General features: G+C 46.2%; 18 protein-coding genes, 1 other RNA gene and 1 pseudogene. 4 read left to right on the top strand and 16 right to left on the bottom strand.

Translation table 11 applies throughout. The features are described from left to right. Window positions 1–292 precede the first annotated feature (292 nt). From V1499_RS13450 to V1499_RS13465, 4 genes are all read right to left on the bottom strand, one after another. Complete coding sequence (locus V1499_RS13450) at window positions 293–865, bottom strand: isoprenylcysteine carboxyl methyltransferase family protein (protein ID WP_409270420.1); 573 nt, start codon at window positions 863–865, stop codon at window positions 293–295. Further along, entirely contained in the window at window positions 862–1,944 is a 1,083-nt protein-coding gene (locus tag V1499_RS13455; protein WP_409276297.1) for a type III polyketide synthase, read from the bottom strand. The genes V1499_RS13450 and V1499_RS13455 overlap by 4 nt, the downstream gene beginning before the upstream one ends. A 239-nt stretch (window positions 1,945–2,183) precedes the next feature. Beyond that, complete coding sequence (locus tag V1499_RS13460; protein WP_409270421.1) at window positions 2,184–2,957, bottom strand: SDR family NAD(P)-dependent oxidoreductase; 774 nt, start codon at window positions 2,955–2,957, stop codon at window positions 2,184–2,186. A 125-nt stretch (window positions 2,958–3,082) separates the two neighbouring features. After that, a complete protein-coding gene (locus V1499_RS13465; RefSeq protein WP_409270422.1) occupies window positions 3,083–3,205 on the bottom strand; it encodes a hypothetical protein in 123 nt (40 codons plus the stop codon). Window positions 3,206–3,529: 324 nt separating this feature from the next. On the opposite strand from V1499_RS13465, the gene V1499_RS13470 reads away from it, so the two are divergent. Genes V1499_RS13470 through V1499_RS13480 form a run of 3 tightly spaced genes read left to right on the top strand, consistent with a single transcriptional unit; the run spans window position 3,530 to window position 5,854 of the window. After that, a complete protein-coding gene (locus V1499_RS13470; RefSeq protein WP_409270423.1) occupies window positions 3,530–3,691 on the top strand; it encodes a cytochrome c oxidase subunit 2A in 162 nt (53 codons plus the stop codon). Window positions 3,692–3,713: 22 nt separating this feature from the next. Then, on the top strand, window positions 3,714–4,190 hold the full coding sequence (locus tag V1499_RS13475; RefSeq protein WP_409270424.1) for a cytochrome c oxidase subunit II: 477 nt from the start codon (window positions 3,714–3,716) through the stop codon (window positions 4,188–4,190). Beyond that, window positions 4,190–5,854: a b(o/a)3-type cytochrome-c oxidase subunit 1 gene (locus V1499_RS13480; RefSeq protein WP_409270425.1), complete on the top strand. Its 1,665-nt coding sequence runs from the start codon at window positions 4,190–4,192 to the stop codon at window positions 5,852–5,854. The genes V1499_RS13475 and V1499_RS13480 overlap by 1 nt, the downstream gene beginning before the upstream one ends. Window positions 5,855–5,889: 35 nt before the next feature. Here the strand turns inward: V1499_RS13480 and V1499_RS13485 are convergent, their stop codons facing one another. The 3 genes and pseudogenes from V1499_RS13485 to V1499_RS13495 form a co-directional block, all read right to left on the bottom strand. After that, window positions 5,890–6,798 carry a DMT family transporter gene (locus V1499_RS13485; protein WP_409270426.1) on the bottom strand — a complete coding sequence of 303 codons (909 nt, stop codon included), beginning with the start codon at window positions 6,796–6,798 and terminating at the stop codon, window positions 5,890–5,892. Between the two features lie 39 nt (window positions 6,799–6,837). Next, on the bottom strand, window positions 6,838–8,355 hold the full coding sequence (locus V1499_RS13490) for a carboxypeptidase M32 (protein WP_409270427.1): 1,518 nt from the start codon (window positions 8,353–8,355) through the stop codon (window positions 6,838–6,840). A 466-nt stretch (window positions 8,356–8,821) separates the two neighbouring features. Beyond that, a pseudogene (locus tag V1499_RS13495) lies at window positions 8,822–8,965 on the bottom strand (DUF2249 domain-containing protein); the annotation flags it as partial. A 137-nt stretch (window positions 8,966–9,102) separates the two neighbouring features. Here V1499_RS13495 and V1499_RS13500 point away from each other — a divergent pair. Beyond that, window positions 9,103–9,402 carry a metal-sulfur cluster assembly factor gene (locus V1499_RS13500; RefSeq protein ID WP_409270428.1) on the top strand — a complete coding sequence of 100 codons (300 nt, stop codon included), beginning with the start codon at window positions 9,103–9,105 and terminating at the stop codon, window positions 9,400–9,402. A gap of 65 nt (window positions 9,403–9,467) precedes the next feature. Here the strand turns inward: V1499_RS13500 and V1499_RS13505 are convergent, their stop codons facing one another. The 9 genes from V1499_RS13505 to V1499_RS13545 form a co-directional block, all read right to left on the bottom strand. After that, window positions 9,468–9,629, bottom strand: coding sequence for a hypothetical protein (locus tag V1499_RS13505; RefSeq protein WP_409270429.1), 162 nt, complete (start codon window positions 9,627–9,629; stop codon window positions 9,468–9,470). A gap of 88 nt (window positions 9,630–9,717) precedes the next feature. Further along, window positions 9,718–10,857: a class I SAM-dependent RNA methyltransferase gene (locus V1499_RS13510; RefSeq protein ID WP_409270430.1), complete on the bottom strand. Its 1,140-nt coding sequence runs from the start codon at window positions 10,855–10,857 to the stop codon at window positions 9,718–9,720. Window positions 10,858–11,398: 541 nt separating this feature from the next. Continuing rightward, the gene (locus V1499_RS13515; RefSeq protein ID WP_409270431.1) at window positions 11,399–11,635 is read right to left on the bottom strand and encodes a hypothetical protein; all 237 of its coding nucleotides are present in this window, start codon (window positions 11,633–11,635) and stop codon (window positions 11,399–11,401) included. 182 nt (window positions 11,636–11,817) lie between these two features. Next, window positions 11,818–12,196, bottom strand: an RNA gene (gene rnpB, locus V1499_RS13520) — RNase P RNA component class B. Window positions 12,197–12,274: 78 nt separating this feature from the next. After that, window positions 12,275–12,583, bottom strand: coding sequence for a cell division regulator GpsB (gpsB, locus tag V1499_RS13525; RefSeq protein ID WP_316569833.1), 309 nt, complete (start codon window positions 12,581–12,583; stop codon window positions 12,275–12,277). Window positions 12,584–12,698: 115 nt separating this feature from the next. Beyond that, complete coding sequence (locus V1499_RS13530) at window positions 12,699–13,250, bottom strand: DUF1273 domain-containing protein (RefSeq protein WP_409276298.1); 552 nt, start codon at window positions 13,248–13,250, stop codon at window positions 12,699–12,701. Window positions 13,251–13,363: 113 nt separating this feature from the next. Next, window positions 13,364–13,600: a CotD family spore coat protein gene (locus V1499_RS13535; RefSeq protein WP_409270432.1), complete on the bottom strand. Its 237-nt coding sequence runs from the start codon at window positions 13,598–13,600 to the stop codon at window positions 13,364–13,366. Between the two features lie 362 nt (window positions 13,601–13,962). Beyond that, complete coding sequence (locus V1499_RS13540; protein WP_409270433.1) at window positions 13,963–15,237, bottom strand: ribonuclease H-like domain-containing protein; 1,275 nt, start codon at window positions 15,235–15,237, stop codon at window positions 13,963–13,965. Window positions 15,238–15,241: 4 nt separating this feature from the next. Beyond that, window positions 15,242–17,530, bottom strand: a complete 2,289-nt coding sequence (locus V1499_RS13545; RefSeq protein ID WP_409270434.1) for a DEAD/DEAH box helicase — start codon at window positions 17,528–17,530, stop codon at window positions 15,242–15,244. Window positions 17,531–17,538 lie beyond the last annotated feature (8 nt).

Raw genomic sequence — 17,538 nt, forward strand, 5'->3', positions numbered from 1 at the left:
TATCCTTTTTATTTTATACGAAAATTCGCGCGTTTCCCATAAGAAGTTCCTATTTCCATCTTAAATAAACAGCAAAAAACCAGGGAGAGCCCTGGTTTTAGAGTAAATAAGGATTATCATTATCTAGTTGGCCTGGCAACATGGCTTAATACATGCTTCATAACTGCGGCATAGACCAAAACGGTTCCTCCGACAAAAACGAGCGCCATATGTAACACCTTCCCTGATGAGAATGATTTTCATTTCCAAGGAAAGTGTATCATGTTCGATAATCATTTTCAATACGATAGGCCTATTTGTCAATTTTCTTTAACATTTGTGGTACAAATCTCTTCGGCCGTTCTTTCATTTTATCGTATTCCGCCAGCTTTCTTAGTGCTTCTTCCTCGGCTGGAATTCGGACGGAGAGAATAATGGCATTCAATACAGCAAAGACGGCAGCTGTTATAAAGGCTCCGAACAGCAAAGGGATCACAAGAAGCTCGATGGTTACAATTGCATAATTGGGATGCCGGATAAATCTGTAAGGACCCTTTCTTACTATATTCGCGCCTGGAAGAACAATAATTTTTGTGTTCCAGTACTTTCCTAGTGAGGAAAGCGCCCAAATTCGCCCAACCTGCGCAAGAATGAATACCGCGAGCAGAATCGGCCACAAAGGGGAAAGGCCCTTTGTGAGCGCCCATACTTCCAGAATGAGAGACAAAAAGAAACTTGTATGCATCAAGACCATCCACGGATAATGCGCCTGCCCGAATTCAAGCGCCCCCTCCCGTTTCATTCTTCTTTCATTTTTCCGCGCAATGATTAATTCGGCAATCCGCTGAAAAATGACGAACCCAATAAATGTGGTGAACAGCTTCATTCCTTCCACCTCATTAACAATAGTTCCGAACTAAAACCAGGCCCTAGAGCGCCAGCGAGGCCATATTCGCCAGCCAATGGAGTCAATTCCATGTGGCGCTTCAACACATAAAGGATGGTTGCGGATGACATATTCCCGAATTTGCTTAGAACATCCCTTGATATATCCATCATTTGCATATTGATTCCAAGGGAGTTGGCATACGCGTCAAGAACCTTCTTCCCGCCAGGATGGGCAATGAAATAGCGGAGGTCCCCGATTTCGATGCCCTCCCTCTCCAGGAAAGCGCTGACATTCGGCTGCAGCCAACTTTCTATTATTGTCGGAATATCGCGGGAGAAGATGACATAAAGCCCTTCGTTTTTAATATCCCATCCCATGACGTCCAGTGATTCAGGCATGAGCGTCGATTGGGTCGCGGTGATTTCCGGCACCCTAACTACATGAAGATCGTTTACTGCATCACCACAAACAAGCGCGCAGCTAATCCCGTCCGCGAACAGGGAAGTCCCGACAAGGTTACTCTTTGAACGGTCGTTTTTTTGAAAGGTCAGGCTGCATAACTCAACGCTAAGAACAAGTACTTTCGCTTCCGGGAATGCAAGACAGTATTCGTATGCCCTTGATAGCCCTGCGGCTCCCCCGGCACAGCCTAGCCCCCAAATCGGAATCCGTTTGGCATGCGGCGAAAAAGCAAGTTTATTCATGATTCTTGCATCGATGCTTGGCGTTGCCAAACCCGTCGTCGATATAAAAAACATCGCTTCAATTTCCTGGCATTCAACCTGTCTTTTTAAAAAAGCCCCGTTTGACAGGCATTTGACAATGGCCTCGGTCCCAAGCTCAACGGCCGCTTCAATATAGGCATCGTTCTTTTCCTTGAAAGAGCGTTCCTCCCTGAACCAATCAATATCCTTGACGAACCTCCTGCTCTCGATTTGGCCATTCTCGAAAACCTTCAATAACCGTGCGATATCTTGATGAGATTCGGAAAACATCTCCCTGGCAAATTCGACCGCCTGGCCCTGTTCGACCTTATATGGAGGCAGAGCTTCCGCTATTGAAATGACTGCTGGCATCATCCATTCTCCTTCAACTCTTGTAAGGGTATTTTTACCCGGCTGCGGTAAATTATTCCGAGTGGCTACTAGCCTATTCCCTATTTGAGCGAAATTATCCAGGAATGTGAATTGCAAAAACACAAAAAAAGCCCCCTCTTATAAAAAGAGGGAGCAATTTGTTTTGAAGGGTTGTTGTGCAACTCTATTATACCAAAATCATAAACTTCCATCATCGACCAATCATTTCCAAAAAATAATTAGAATCCCTGAATCGTCATTCCGCCATCGACAAACAAAGTCTGCCCATGGACGTAGCTGCCGGCGTCAGAAGCCAGGAATACAGTCGGACCTGCCAATTCAGGGAGCTCGCCAATTCGCTTCAAGGGCGTTACATCGAGTATATCCTTCACATAGGAAGGGTCTGCGAGGAGTTTTTCCGTTAAAGGTGTTTTAAAATACCACGGCCCGATTGCATTGACATTGATGTTGTATTTTCCCCATTCAAGCGCTAGGACCTTTGTCATCTGGATGAGCGCCGCCTTGCTTGCCGCGTACACTACTCCTGTCCTGAGCGCGACATGGCCGGCAACGGATGAAATAGATATGATTCTTCCCCCTGTTTCCTGATCCTTCATCACCTTTCCGGTTTCCTGAGCCATCATAAAAGCAGATTTCAGATTCGTATTCATAATCGTTTCCCATTCATCGTCGGTCACATCGAGCGCCTTTGAGCGAATATTCATCCCTGCATTGTTAATGAGAATATCGATGGATCCCCATTCTTCCTTTACAGTTGTTACCGCGCGCAACGCATCTTCCCTTCTTGTCACGTCCGCGGGAATGACAAGGCTCTTCCTGCCATGGCTATGTATGATTGCTCCTGTTTCTTCAAGATCGGAAACAGTACGTGAAAGGATTGCCACATCTGCGCCGGCTTCAGCAAGGGCCGACGCCAACGCCCTTCCGATTCCCCTTCCCGCGCCCGTCACGATAGCTTTTTTTCCATCCAGCCGAAACGAAGGTAAATACATCTTGCTCATCCTCCCTTTGTTTTGCTTATCATTACGATTATTTCTGTCTACGCTTCCCTGGTAGACTTGACTCTCTCATTATAATGAATGAAAAAGGAAAAAGCACCGAATATCGGTGCCAAGGCTTAATCCTTATCCTGTTTTTGGACCTCAATCCAAATTTTTTTGGAGGCAAGCGATCCGCAAATCCTGCAGGCTGTTTTTTCGTTATAAAGCAGCCTGCATTTTTCACAGTAGTATTTCTCCATTTCCCCCAGTCCTTCCTTTGTTTGCTTACAGTTTATTTGCTCCCCTCCTGTTTTGTTCTTGAAATCGTTTTTTGCGCCTCTCTAGGGCATTCAACAACTTTTCTCACCGTATTTGTTTCATGTTCAATTTTTAGACACAATTCCCTTATTAAAAAAGTGATTTAAATCACTGTTTTGACAGTTTTCTCCTATTACCATAGTGATTAAGCAGGTATGTATAATTTGTGAACATTCAGAAACCCATATTTTACTTTTTTTATAGTTTTGTATTATGAAATAAGTACTTATCGAATTTTTTAACTATTTGGAAGGGAGTGCTGGGGGATGGCAAAAACAGAATTGGCGAAGACAGGAAAGAAAGTAAAGCACAAAGTCCAGGATTCGGAACCAGTCCTGAAGGGGACCCTTATATCGGTTTTCCTGCTAGGGGCATTTTTAATTGTAACTTGGGCAGGGGTCTACTTCTTATTCCTTGACCGTTTTTAAAAAATAGAAAGGGGGAGCATTCATGCACATTCATAAGTTTGAAAAAATATGGCTTACATTTGGAATCGCCACACTCGTCATGTTCTTGTCAGTAGTCGGAGTCAGCGCTTTCTATATGGGGAACCAGCCGCCTAGCTGCAACTTGACGATTGATCCGGAAAAAGTGGACACCCAGGAACCATTCGACAAGCCGGGATTGACAAAGGTGGAAGGGAAGGAATGGGATTACCAGCTCGTTTACGTTGCATCGGCCTTTTCCTATAATCCAATGAAGGTACAAGTCCCTCTTGGGGCAAAAGTTAAAGTAATTGCAACAACCAAGGATGTCATCCATGGATTCCAGGTTGCCGGCACAAATATTAACATGATGCTTGAACCCGGGTATGTAAGCGAGTTCACGACTACCTTCGACAAACCTGGTGAATACCTTGTCGTCTGTAATGAATATTGCGGCACGGCTCATCACTTAATGCAATCCACAATCGAGGTGACTGAATAATGAAAGCTTCCACTACCCATACAAAGGTCGACCCGCGGGATGCAAAGCTTTCCATGGCCTACCTTTATGTTGCATTCACAGCGCTTGCGCTTGGCGGACTAATGGGCCTCTTGCAGGTTTTGGTTAGGTCCGGAAAATATGAGCTTCCGTTCGGAATCGATTACTATCAAGTATTGACAGTGCACGGGGTTTTGCTTGGCCTTGTTCTGACTACATTTTTTATCATGGGTTTCCAGACAGCGGCGGTAAGCCGTACGGCGGGAACAATGTCTAATGGAGCACGAATGGCAGGCTGGATTGGATTCTGGCTAATGACAATCGGAACAGCCATGGCGGCAACGATGATTCTGTTAAAAGAAGCTACCGTCCTGTTTACGTTTTACGCACCATTAAAGGCCCATCCGATATTCTACATTGGCCTTACCCTTGTCATCGTCGGAAGCTGGGTTACCGGGGGCGCTCTTCTAGGAACTTACGGCAAGTGGCGCAGGCAGAATCCTGGTAAAAACAGCCCGCTTTTAACTTTCATGGTCGTTGTCAATACAGTTATGTGGATTGTTGCTACTCTTGGAGTCGCCGCTACGGTTCTGTTGCAGCTTTTGCCATGGTCGCTTGGAATCGTCGACCGGGTCGATGTGCTCGTCAGCCGGACATTGTTCTGGTATTTCGGCCATCCACTCGTGTATTTCTGGCTTTTGCCCGCATACATGTGCTGGTATGCAATCATCCCTAAAATCATTGGCGGGAAAATATTCTCCGATTCATTGGCTAGGCTATCATTCCTATTATTCCTGCTCTTTTCGATTCCAGTTGGGTTCCATCACCAGCTTGTTGAACCGGGAATTGACCCTGCCTGGAAGTTCCTGCAGGTTGTATTGACATTCATGGTCATCATCCCATCCTTGATGACTGCCTTCTCAATGTTCGCGACATTTGAGAAAACCGGCCGTTCCAAAGGTGCAACAGGATTGTTTGGCTGGGCGAAAAAACTTCCGTGGGGAGACGCCAGATTCACGGTCCCGTTCATTGGAATGGCGGCATTTATCCCTGCTGGCGCGGGCGGTATCGTCAATGCATCCCATCAGTTGAACCAGGTTGTCCATAATACGATCTGGGTAACCGGGCATTTCCATTTGACACTTGCGACAACAGTTGTCCTGACTTTCTTCGGAATTTCGTATTGGCTCGTTCCTCATTTGACAGGCAGGAAACTGACGAAGGCAATGAATAAATTGGCTATTATCCAGGCTTGGGTCTGGGCCGTGGGCATGACGTTCATGTCGGGCGCCATGCATGCGGCGGGCCTTTTGGGGGCTCCGCGCCGGTCTGCCTTCTCTGAGTATGGCGGTTCTGCCCAGGCGGCGGAATGGATTCCCTACCAGGTTGCCCAGGCAATTGGAGGCTCCATTTTGTTCATCGGCATCATTCTCGTTATGGTCATTTTCATTAACCTTGCTTTCTTTGCCCCTAAAGGGGAGGAAGAATTCCCGGTAGGGGAAGCAGAAGCGGGAGAAGAAAAAGCTCCGGCTGTATTTGAAAACTGGAAGCTGTGGCTGGGCATCACAGCAGCGTTGATTCTTTTCGCCTATACGATACCGCTTATTGATATCATCCAGAATGCGCCAATCGGTTCGAAGGGCTGGCAAACGTGGAGCAAATGGTAGTTTAGATTTTAAAACTAGGACAGAAAAGGCTCCAGTCACATTGGCTGGAGCCCTTTCTTATTCGGACGGATGTTTTCAAAATTCAGATTGGCCACGGATACGGATAGGAGGATGAGAGCGGAACCGATGATTTGCAGGATGCCAATCCCCTCCCCATAGAGGAAAACCCCAAGCAATGTCGCCACGATCGGTTCAACAGTCGCGATAATTGCCGCTGTGCTGCTGTCTGTTTTTTCAAGTCCCTTCGTGTACATAAAATAGGCCAAAACAGTCGGGATAATCCCAAGGCCAGCGCCATAAAGGAGTGAGTCTCCAGATAGGACAACGTCAGCCTTTTCCCAAAGGCGTGTTAACGGGACGAGGAACAAGGCGGCTGTCAAAAACGTATAAAACGTAATCGTAAATGGCTTATACTTGTTTAACGCCGCTTTCCCAAAAATGCTGTAAAGGGCATAGCCCAACCCCGCCCCAAGGCCGATCAGAAGTCCAGTTGCGGAAACGGCGGCAGAATCGCCCCTGAACCCGGCAACAAGGACACATCCGACAAATGTTCCTGCGACAGCCAAAAATTTCGTCTTCGTGAATTTATCCCTAAAAACAAAATAGGATAATATCGAAACGAAAATCGGGGACGTATACAATAAGATAACCGCGAGCGACACGTCCATCAAGTTAAGCGCGGTAAAATAGCACCAATTAAAGAATACGATGCTGAAAATACCCGTTCCGATGAACATCCAACTGTCTTTGAGCCGAATCGCCATTTCATTCCTGTATAGTATGCCCCCAATCAGGGCAAGGAGGATTGCCGCAATAGCAACCCTGATTGTGACGATTTCCATCGGGCTAAAGCCAACCTGGGCCAGCCCCCTCACAAAAATCGCAATGCATCCCCACAAGGATGCACTGGCTGCGATTAGCAAAAGCGGAATCGACTTTTTCATCTTAAAGGCACCACCAATCAGCGAAACTATTCCATTTTCTTAATCATTTATATTCAGACCATAAACCGCGCTGTATTTTTCATAAAGGTATTCGATCAGATAATCCGGATTCAGCCCTTCCCCTGTCGCGTCATAAAGGATTTCAAGCGGTTTTTTCATTTTTCCAAAGGAATGGACATGCCTTGTAAACCATTCCTTGATAGGCAGAAACTCGCCTTTTTCCAACAGGCTATCGAAATCCGGAAGTTCTTTTTTGAGTGTATTCATGAACTGGGCGGCATACATGTATCCAAGGGCATACGAAGGGAAATACCCAAATGAACCGCCTGACCAGTGGACATCCTGAAGGACTCCTTCTTCATCATTCCGCGGTCTGATGCCCAAATACTCCTCGTATTTTCTATTCCAGACTTCCGGGAGATCCTTTACCTCGATTTCATTGTTGAAAAGACCCTTTTCTATCTCATAGCGGATAATGATATGAAGCGGATACGTTAATTCATCTGCTTCAATCCTGATAAAGGATGGCTTTGATTCATTGACCGCTCTGTAAAAATCGTCCACCGAAACCCCGTCAAACTGTCCGTCTGCGTATTTTTTCAACAAATCGAAGTTGCTCTTCCAGAACCCGAGGCTCCTGCCTATGAAATTTTCATAAAAAAGCGACTGCGATTCATGGATGCCCATGGATGTGCCTGAGCAAAGAGGTGTCCCAATGAGTTCCTTGGAAATATTCTGTTCGTACAGCGCATGGCCGCCTTCATGGATTGTCCCGAAAACCGCTGTGCGGAAATCGTGTTCATCATAATTTGTCGTTACCCGTACATCCCCAGGGTTCAAGCCTGTCGCAAATGGATGGACGGTTTCATCAAGCCTGCCTGCATTGAAGTTATAGCCAATCTCCTTGAGGACTTCAAGGCTGAAATCCTTTTGTGCTTCTTTCGGGAAATAGTGGGACAGGAATCCTGTTTCAGGCTTGTTGCCCGATTTGGCTATTTCGCTTACCAATGGAACGATTTTATCGCGGAGCCGGGCAAATACATTGTCGAGAACCTCAACGGTAATCCCAGGCTCATACATGTCAAGGAGCGAATTATATGGGTTGCCGCCGTGGCCCCAATACTCGATAAACTGCTTGGTGATGGCGACCAGTTTTTCCAAATAGGGCCTGAACATTTCAAAATCGGAAGCCTTTTTCGCTTCCTCCCATACCGATTCCGACCTCGCCTGGAGTACGACATATTCCCTGAACAGATCTTCGGGTATTTTCCTGTTTCGGTCGAAGTTCTTCTTGCACTCTTCAAGAACCTTATTTGTAACCGGATCCAGCACAAGGCCGGAGAGCTCATCTATGTATTTCTCCATTTCATCGGATACTGACATTTTAAAAACTTCACTTTGAAGCACGCCGATTACTTCGGCACGCTGAACATGCCCTTCCCTCGGAGCGCCAGTCCGTAAATCCCAGTAAATTAACCCGAGCGCTTCGTTATACGCCGCCATTTTCTTTACGTATTCCAAGAAATCCTTTTCCATTTCCGCAATCGTTATGTCCATGACTTTTCCCCTTTCAATTAATCAATCAATTTTATCATACTTTTGAAAAAATTAGATTTTATTAAAGAACAAAATGCGTAAGCGCCTTCGCGACAGGCAAAGTACGCCTGTCCCTGCGATGATTATTCTAGGGAGCTTTCCTAAGTGGTCAGCCCCGACAAGCATAAGACGGGGCCCGCAGGACACTGAATGGCATCCCTGAATTGGCCCACGCACGAAGGAAATGCGGGCATTTCCGAGGACGGGCCTGCCCTCCGGAGGGAACCGGCTTAGACCAGAGAGGGGCTACGCGCTCCTCGGAAAAGAAAAACACTTTTCCTTCGTGCGATGCTATGCTGCCGTAGCTTTCCTTGTGGTGCTGGATTACAATAGCTTGTTTCGAGTTATCCACAAGGATCAATTTTAAAGATTCCTTAAAAGCGAAAAACCGCTCCAGATGTTGGTATCTAGGGCGGTCTACAGGCAGCTATTGTTTCTTTTTGATGGCCACTTTCCATGTTTTTGGGCCTTCTTCGAGGTATTGCCATTCAAATTCTTCGGGCCGCTCCATCATGAACTGATAAAGCAGCGGCCTTGGATCATGGTCATTGATCATTTGCATGGATTCCCCCTCTAATTGTGTTTAGTTCCATGCTTACAAAAACAGCCGCCCTTTTTTTGCATCGGCCAGGCAGCCGTTTCGATTTCACATTTGGCAATGAGCGTGACAATTATTCTAGTGTTAAAAAAATAAAGGGGTGCTTCTAAATGGCATTTGTAGATAAAATTCGTGAAGAACTTAAATACGTACTCGATCCAGAGCTGAACATTAATATTGTGGATTTAGGCGTTATTTATGGCATTCAGATGGCCGCTAAAAGGGACCCGGAAATTACCATGACTCTGACGACTCCAGGCTGCCCTCTCCATGACAGCATCACAGCGAGTGTAAAACACAGAATCGAAGCGATGGATGAAATCGATACAGCTGTCATTCACCTTGTTTGGGAGCCGGCTTGGTCCCCTGAAAACATGTCGGAAGCCGCATTGAAACAGTTAGGTAGATAGGTAAATGCTATTGCTTTTTCTAAAAGCGAAGGCCGGGAGTCCCGGGTTTTCCCCTGTTCCCGGCCTTATCTTATCGCGGTATTTGCCGCTAGCGCCTGCTTCCAATTCCTGTCCGCTTCCTGCAGTTGAAGAATTGTTGTCGCTTTTGGATTGGTATCCTGGTTCAGCATTTGCTGTGTAGCCTCAATCGCCTTGGCAATTTTGGCAAAATCAAGCGGTTGAAACATACTCCCATTCCCTCCCGAAATATAATAGGATGTCTGTATTCTATTCGGTGGTAAATAGGAATATTCACAAATGCTTATAAAATTTTCGCTAAATGCCGCGGGGCGGCCTTGGACCCCAGTACTGATAATAGTCCGTTTTAATAAATCCGTTGAAAAGCTTGCGTTTTTTTGTTGCCGGCTTTCCGTAAAACTTTTCAAAGTCCTCATGAGCAGTCAGTATATACTTGCTCCATGTCTCAAGCTTGCCAAAAGCTTCGCCCATTTCACGATACATTTTTTCAACCGCGGGCCGGTCCCCCAGCCGCTCCCCGTACGGAGGGTTTGCGACAATGACGCCATATTGCTTGTCCGAAGTTAAATCGCGAACCTGCATTTGCTTGAAGGTAATCAATTCGCCAAGTCCAGCTTCAAAAGCATTTCCCTCGGCAATCTTGATCATCCTGTGGTCAATATCCGATCCCGAAATATCTAGCGGCTGGTCATAATTGGCCAGGTCTTCCGCTTCTGTCCTTGCTTCATCCCAGATTCTCTCCGGAATCCAGCCCCATTGTTCCGAAACAAATTCCCTATTAAACCCGGGAGCAATGTTTTGGCCAATCAGTGCAGCCTCTATTGGAATTGTTCCCGATCCACAGAACGGGTCTATGAATGGCTTATCAGCCGTCCAGTTCGTCAGCAGAACCAGTGATGCCGCAAGGGTTTCCTTTAGCGGCGCTTCTCCTTGTCCCGCCCGGTACCCCCTTTTATGGAGCCCCGCCCCGCTTGTATCAATCGTAAGCGTTGCGACGTCTTTCAGGAGTGATATTTCAATTTTAACCAATGGCCCGGTTTCTTCAAATCGGGTCGTTCTGCGATAAGCCTTCTTAAGCCTTTCGACGATCGCCTTTTTCACAATCGCCTGGCAGTCGGGCACGCTGAAAAGCTTGGATTTCACCGATTTTCCGCTTACAGGAAATTCAGCATCCTCTGAAATGAATTGTTCCCATGGGAGCGCTTTTGTTTTTTCAAATAACTCATCGAATGTATAAGCCTTGAATTCGCCTGCTTTTATTTTTACCCTGTCGGCTGTCCTAAGCCAAAGGTTGGCCTTCGCAATCGCGGCCTCATCACCCGTGAATGTAACCTTGCCGTTTTCCGTGCTTCCTTCATATCCTAAATCCTTCACTTCCTTGGCAACAAGCGCTTCGAGTCCCATTGCCGCGGTCGCGATTAGTTGATATTTGCCCATTTTCTCACCTTACCTTGGTATGTATGCTTAGTCTTAGTATGTTAACAGGATTGCATAAAAAACTTTAAAAGTCCACCTCAACAGAGGATGGGTCAGGGCAATTCCCTTGGAAAGAACCTGGGTAACTTTGGGATCTGTCGCTGTGATTTACCCTTGTGTGTCTTAAACATGGGGATGCCTTAGACTCTGACGCGTTGATTTAGCGAGATCCTGAAAAGGTATCGCTCATTGCCAGATAAATCACATAGGTTTGAACAGTGGGCGAAAAAGTGTCGCTCATATCCCGTTAAGTGACAAAGATTTGCCGAAAGCCCATAAAGGTGTCACTCAAATTCCGTTGAGTGACAAAGATTTGCAGAAAGCCTGAAAAGGTGTCGCTCAAATCCCGTTGAGTGACTAAGATTTGACGAAAGCCCATAAAGGTGTCACTCAAATTCCGTTGAGTGACAAAGATTTGCAGAAAGCCTGAAAAGGTGTCACTCAAATCCCGTTGAGTGACTAAGATTTGCCGAAAACCTGAAAAGGTGTCACTCAAATCCCGTTAAGTGACAAAGATTTGCGGAAAGCGTGAAAAGGTGTCGCTCAAATCCGATTGAGTGACAAAGATTTGCCTAATAGCAGACAAAGTGTCACTCAAATCCGGTTGAGTGACAAAGATTTGCAGAAAACCTGAAAAGGTGTCGCTCAAATCCCGTTGAGTGACAAAGATTTGCCGAAAGCCTGAAAAGGTGTCGCTCAAATCCCGTTGAGTGACAATGATTTGCCTAATAGCCGACAAAGTGTCACTCAAATTCCGAAGATCGATAAAGATTTAATAAATCTCTGTTCTGTGTCCAAACATGGGTAACTTCAATATTGGATAAACTAACTGAAGAATATTTTCTAAACTATGTAATCCCACAAAAAAAGCTCCCCATCTACGGAGAGCCTTCGTTTTCTATGGCAATTTCCACTAACGCGTTCTGTAAGCCATGTTCTGTACCATCGTACTGCAAACGACATTTGTCTCGTACTCCGGCGGTAATCATCTATCTACAGGCGTTCGCCTGTCCTTCTCCTTCGTTGAATTCCTTGGAGAAAGCGCCCCTACCATAATTTGGGTTTCTCGCTCGTGGGGTTTACCTCGTTCCACCCTTCGCATTTCTTTGAAGGCTACGTCACTGTGGCACTTTTACAGGTATTCATGCCATATCCAAAGGACTTAGGCATTTTCCCGGCCGTCAGCCCAAACAGGCTGCCCTGGCTTATTTTTTCGCCAGGCACGAACACTACAGGCGTCTCAGCCTGTGCGAGCATGGACTTTCCTCTGCAGCGGAAACTGCAGCGATTACCCGAACGCAATTAATGGACAATATCTATTATAGAAATATCCACTATGAAAAGCAATGGTTTTTAGAGGAAACGCTGGCAGCTTACTTTAATCATACAGTTTATTTCCAAAAACATGCTTTTCAAGGTTGGAAAGGCGTTTAAGTATATCGAAGTTGGTTGTACCGGCAGGCTGTACAGGCTGCTGCGAAGCCCTTCTGGATGTTTCCTCAAGCTGCTTTTTAAGGCGGAGGTTTTCCTGCTGGAGTTCTTCAATTTCCTGGTGGAAGGTTTCATAATCCTTAATAATCAAATCAAGGAATTTATCGACATCCTCCTGCTTATAACCGCGCATGGCCGTCTTAAATTCCTGTTCCAAAATATCTTTTGCCGTAAGTTTAATTTTATCAGATAACATTTCATTCACCTCAGGCTTCGCCAATCATTACATATTATTTTTTCAAAAATATCCCCTTTTGTCAATTCTTCTAGTGTTTGACCAATTAAAGCCATTGTAACCTAAGCAAATGGATTTAAAAATCGTACCGCCTCATTTGTTCTTCTTCAACAATCTCTTGCAGGTCGTAGAAGGTAATTAGCCGTATTGGATATCCCTCTTTTCGCTGGGCCATTTCGTAGATGAATTTGGGGCTCCCTTCCTTTTCTGGGTCGTACAATAGAAGAAGCGAATCGCTTTTTTCGATAAAAAACTGATTTTTAAGCCTGAATTGGACAGGGCTTTCGTAGTTCTTTCTTGTAACAGAGTCCACATATTCCGCCCGAAGAAGAACGGACTCGTACCATTCCTTGTTCGCTTCGTTCCATCTTTCCTCCTGATTGAGGAATGGCGTGATAACTGCGAGCTTCAGGTCCGGGTACTTCTCCTGGAGTTCAAAAACAGCCTCCGCCGCCCAAAGTTCCGCGCCAAGCTGGCCGCTGATCAAAACCCATTCGAGTCCAGATTCAGCCATTCCCTGCAATTCCTTCCTAAAGGCGGCACGGATAAATTCCGCTGAAGGGTCGTCCTTTTTAAAAATGCCCAGTTCAAAAGGCTTATAGCCTGAGATTGCCACTACCTTGGACAGACAATCCGCCTCCTTTTGTAAAGTATATTCTAATATGGATATAAAATAATCGGAAAGAACAATAAAAAGGGCGTTTTTTTCCGCCCTCTCAAGAATAAACCCTCTCCAAACCCCTAATAAGCATTCCATGGACCGCCTTCCCGCCGTGCTGGCCTGAAGCTGTGTACCGGCGGCATTTGCAAAGAACTGAATTGATGCGGGAAATAATGTTCATGTATAATCCGCTGATGGTTCACCGTAATTCCATGGACTGGATGGATATGGGGGATGACAATGGTTTGATATTCATGGTTTACATGCAATGGGGCAGCAGGAAATAACCCGCTTGCGATACCTGGCCTGCCATACATGGCACTCACTCCTTTTCCAAGGTGTTAATAGCCTATGGCAGTGATGAGTAAAACGCGCTAATGAATTGACCCATTTACATGAGAAATGCCAAGAAACTATCCTTCATATTCGTGAAAATGATTGCCGTCAGGCAGACTACGATAAAAAATAAACATAAGATTGCTTTATACATGAAACCAGCCCCATTTTTGTTGATTAATGTCGAAAATACCTTCCCAAATTTCAATTCTACAGCCGTTCGCGTTCATAAACAACTAATAAATAGGGAATATCACAATAAATTTCTGAAATTTTTATGACACGTTTTTTTAGCCTAGCGGTTTCTTGCTCCCAAACAAAAAGAGGCCGCTCATTCAGCCCCTTAAACATTGTTGCTCCCGTTGTCCCCGCCGTATTTTCCAACGAGCCTTGCTTCCCTGTGAAACAATTCCTCTATACTGGCCATGCCAGTTGATAACCTGATTTCGTCTACCTCCAAAAGGGAAATGGCCTTTCTGCAAAATTCCAGGCCCTTTTCAAAATTTTTATCGCGATGTTCGAGTATTTTTGCCGCCTCAATGCACCCTTCAATCGCAAGGCTTCTATCCGCGGATTTTGCCAGAGTGCTAAACAGCTCCAAAGCGCCCTCCCAATTCCGCTCCTTTTTTAGCGCATATGCGAGTGCAAGCCTTGAGCGGTCGGCTTCTTCACCCTCACCGTCAATCAGTTCAGTAAAAGCCTTCACCGCTTCACCGTGGTTACCGACCGATGAGAACCATTTTCCAACCTCGAATGCCTCACGGTTAGTTCGGTCCTCGTCCACCCCGCAAATCTGGAATGTGAGGTGTGAGTATAAAGTCACCAGGGAAAGAATATCTAGCTCATTATGCTTCAGAATGCCGAGCATTCCTTCAAGCCGGCCGCTCTCGACAAAATCAAAATAAATCATCGGCGCGAGAAATCCGGGTATATCGTCTACCCTCTCTACTCCCAGCACTTCCTTTTCCACAACAGAAAGCTTCATTCGGTCAAGACGATGTTTCCAAAGCCTCCTTGCGGCATGGTACAAATCAAAATGGCCGAATTGGGGGAGCTTCGGAACATGGTCCCTGACAAGTGTGTGCCTTGTCTTTACTTGTGGCCAATCAAAGGATTTTCCGTTATAGGTAACAAGCGTCCGGTAATTAATGTTTTCCAAAAAACTTTTATACAAAGGTACTTCCGCTCCGGGATTGGGCAGGATATGCTGCCTTAACCAAAGGGAATTTCCCTTAACATACGCATAGCCGAGCAGAAAGATTGTATTGCCCGTCCCGCCGCTGAGGCCTGTTGTTTCTGTGTCAAAAAAGAACAACTCTTCCGGGGAATGGCCGGCCGAAGATAGCGGGTGGTCAATCCCTGTTTTTTCCCAAATGGAAGCTGCCTCGATGAAATCGGAAAATCTGTATTTCCCATGCTGATGTGACAGGGGATAGGCAACCTCCCTTATTAGACAGTACTGGCCATCAAAATGATAGACCCTTACTCCGGCCTTTGCCCAATCGTCCTTAAAAGGAACTTCATGGGCCGGCCCCTTCTGCTCTTCAATTTGCCGCAAAGGCTCATTGCCAGTGGAAAGATGCGGTTTCAGCCGGTTCAATTTGTTTTTTAGTGACATCTTCCTAAATCCGTTCCTCCTTGGCCGAATCGAGATATACACTGATTATGTTCAATGCGTCCTTTTTGGCCGTCATAGCCGAGGTGTCCATGCCTATGCAGGATGGGCAGCCGCTTTCACATCGGCAATTGCTGATGAGTGAACGGGCTTCTTCGAGCACTGTCCCGATTCCAGAATAAATTTTATCGCTTAGGCCGATTCCTCCAGGGTAACGGTCATAAAAGAAAATCGTCGGCTTTTCATTGTGGTCAGCCTTCACCTGAGGTACAACATGAATATCCTGGGGGTCTGCCATTACGAACAAAGGCGCGATATGGGAAAGCGCATGGGCGGCGCCGATCAGCCCCTGCTCGAGCCTTTCCTGCCCCATCCCCTCAAGCGGCTCTTGAAGGGAAATCCAGGCTGCGTTTGAGTGCAATTCCGCCTCAGGAAGAAAAATCGGTCCGGAACCTATGTTATCATGTGTTTCAAACTTTATTTTCTTAAAAATGGTCGCCATCGCCCTGACACTGACATCGCCATAGCCAACCTCGGCCCCTTTCCGTTCCGAAAGCCTGTCCACTTCCAAAACCTTTAGCTGGACTGCCAGGTTCGCATCGGTAAAATAATCCACATCTACTTCCCTTACGAATGCCTTTTTCTCGTCCCAATCAAGCTTTTCCACCTGATATTGGATTCCCTGGTGCAAATAGATTGCTTCGTCATGAAGGAGTGTCATGGCTGAAAAGGTGTCCATTTCCCCAATTACTTTTACATTGGCGACATCGGACTGGTCAACGATAATGACATTTTCCTGGGATGCGGATCTCAGGCTGATATTATGAGCCGGGAATGAATCATTCATCCAATACCATTTGTCTCCGTTTCTGTAGAGCACCCGCTCTTCAGTTAAATATTCGAGCAGTTCTTCCGTTTCAAACTTGCCGAAAGATTCTTCTTTTTTAAAAGGAAGCTCGTAAGCCGCGCACTTTAGATGGTCAAGTAGGATGATCAGGTTATCCGGATTGATCCTTGCCGTTTCCGGGCTTTTATTGAAAAAATAATCTGGATGCTGGATTACATATTGGTCGAGCGGGCTGGAGCTGGCAACCATGATGACAAGCGATTCACCATGCCTCCTCCCAGCCCTTCCCGCCTGCTGCCAGGCGCTTGAAATGGTACCCGGGTAGCCTGTCATGATGCACACCTGGAGCTGCCCGATATCAACCCCGAGTTCTAGGGCGTTTGTGCTGACAACACCGTATATTTCCCCGGTACGCAGGCCTTTTTCAATACGGCGCCTTTCGGTCGGCAGATAGCCGCCCCTGTAGCCCATGATTGATTTCGGCCCAAGCTGGTTTTTAACGAGTTCTTGCAAATAGGTCAAGATGATTTCAACCCTCACCCTGCTCCTTGCAAACACAATCGTCTGGATTTTATTTTTTAAAAGCTCGCCCGCTATCCTCCTAACTTCAAGCGTGGCGCTCCTTCTTATGTTGAGCGGCTTATTGACGATCGGAGGATTGTAAAATACAAAATGCTTCCGGCCTGTCGGCGCCCCGTTATTGTCAATCAATTCCATCTTTGTTTCCGTCAGGGCCTCGGCAAGCTCAACGGGATTAGCAATCGTTGCAGACGTGCAAATAAAAACAGGGTCGCTCCCGTAATAATTGCAAATCCGTTTAAGCCTGCGGATTACATTCGCGACATGGCTGCCGAACACCCCCCTGTATGTATGGAGCTCATCAATGACGACAAACTTCAAATTCTCAAACAAAGAAACCCACTTTGTGTGATGGGGCAAAATGGCGCTATGAAGCATGTCCGGGTTTGTAATGACAATATGTCCCGCTTTCCTTACCCGCTGCCTGATGTTCGCCGGGGTATCGCCGTCATACGTATAGCTGTTAATATCCAACCCAGCCTCCTGGATAAGCTCGTTGATTTCGCTTTTCTGGTCCTGCGCAAGCGCTTTTGTTGGAAACATATAAAGGGCCCTGGTGTTTGGTTCGTTGATAATTGTGTCAAGGACGGGCAAATTATAACAAAGCGTCTTTCCCGATGCGGTGGGCGTTACGGCTACAATATTCTTGCCAGCCCTTGCTTTTTCAAAAGCTGCCCATTGGTGGGTATAAAGCTCCCCGATTCCCCTATTCTGCAGGGCATCCTTTAAATGCTTATTTATATTTTCCGGCAGCGGTACTGTCCTCGCCGGTTTTTCATCTATTGTATGCCAATGGACAATATTCTCTTTATACTCTCCGTCCAGTTTAAGTTTTTCGAGTATTTCCTGAAGGTTTTTCCTAAGTTTCATGTTCATCC

The organism is Neobacillus oceani, from assembly GCF_046237595.1.
GTDB lineage: Bacteria > Bacillota > Bacilli > Bacillales > Cytobacillaceae > Bacillus_D > Bacillus_D oceani.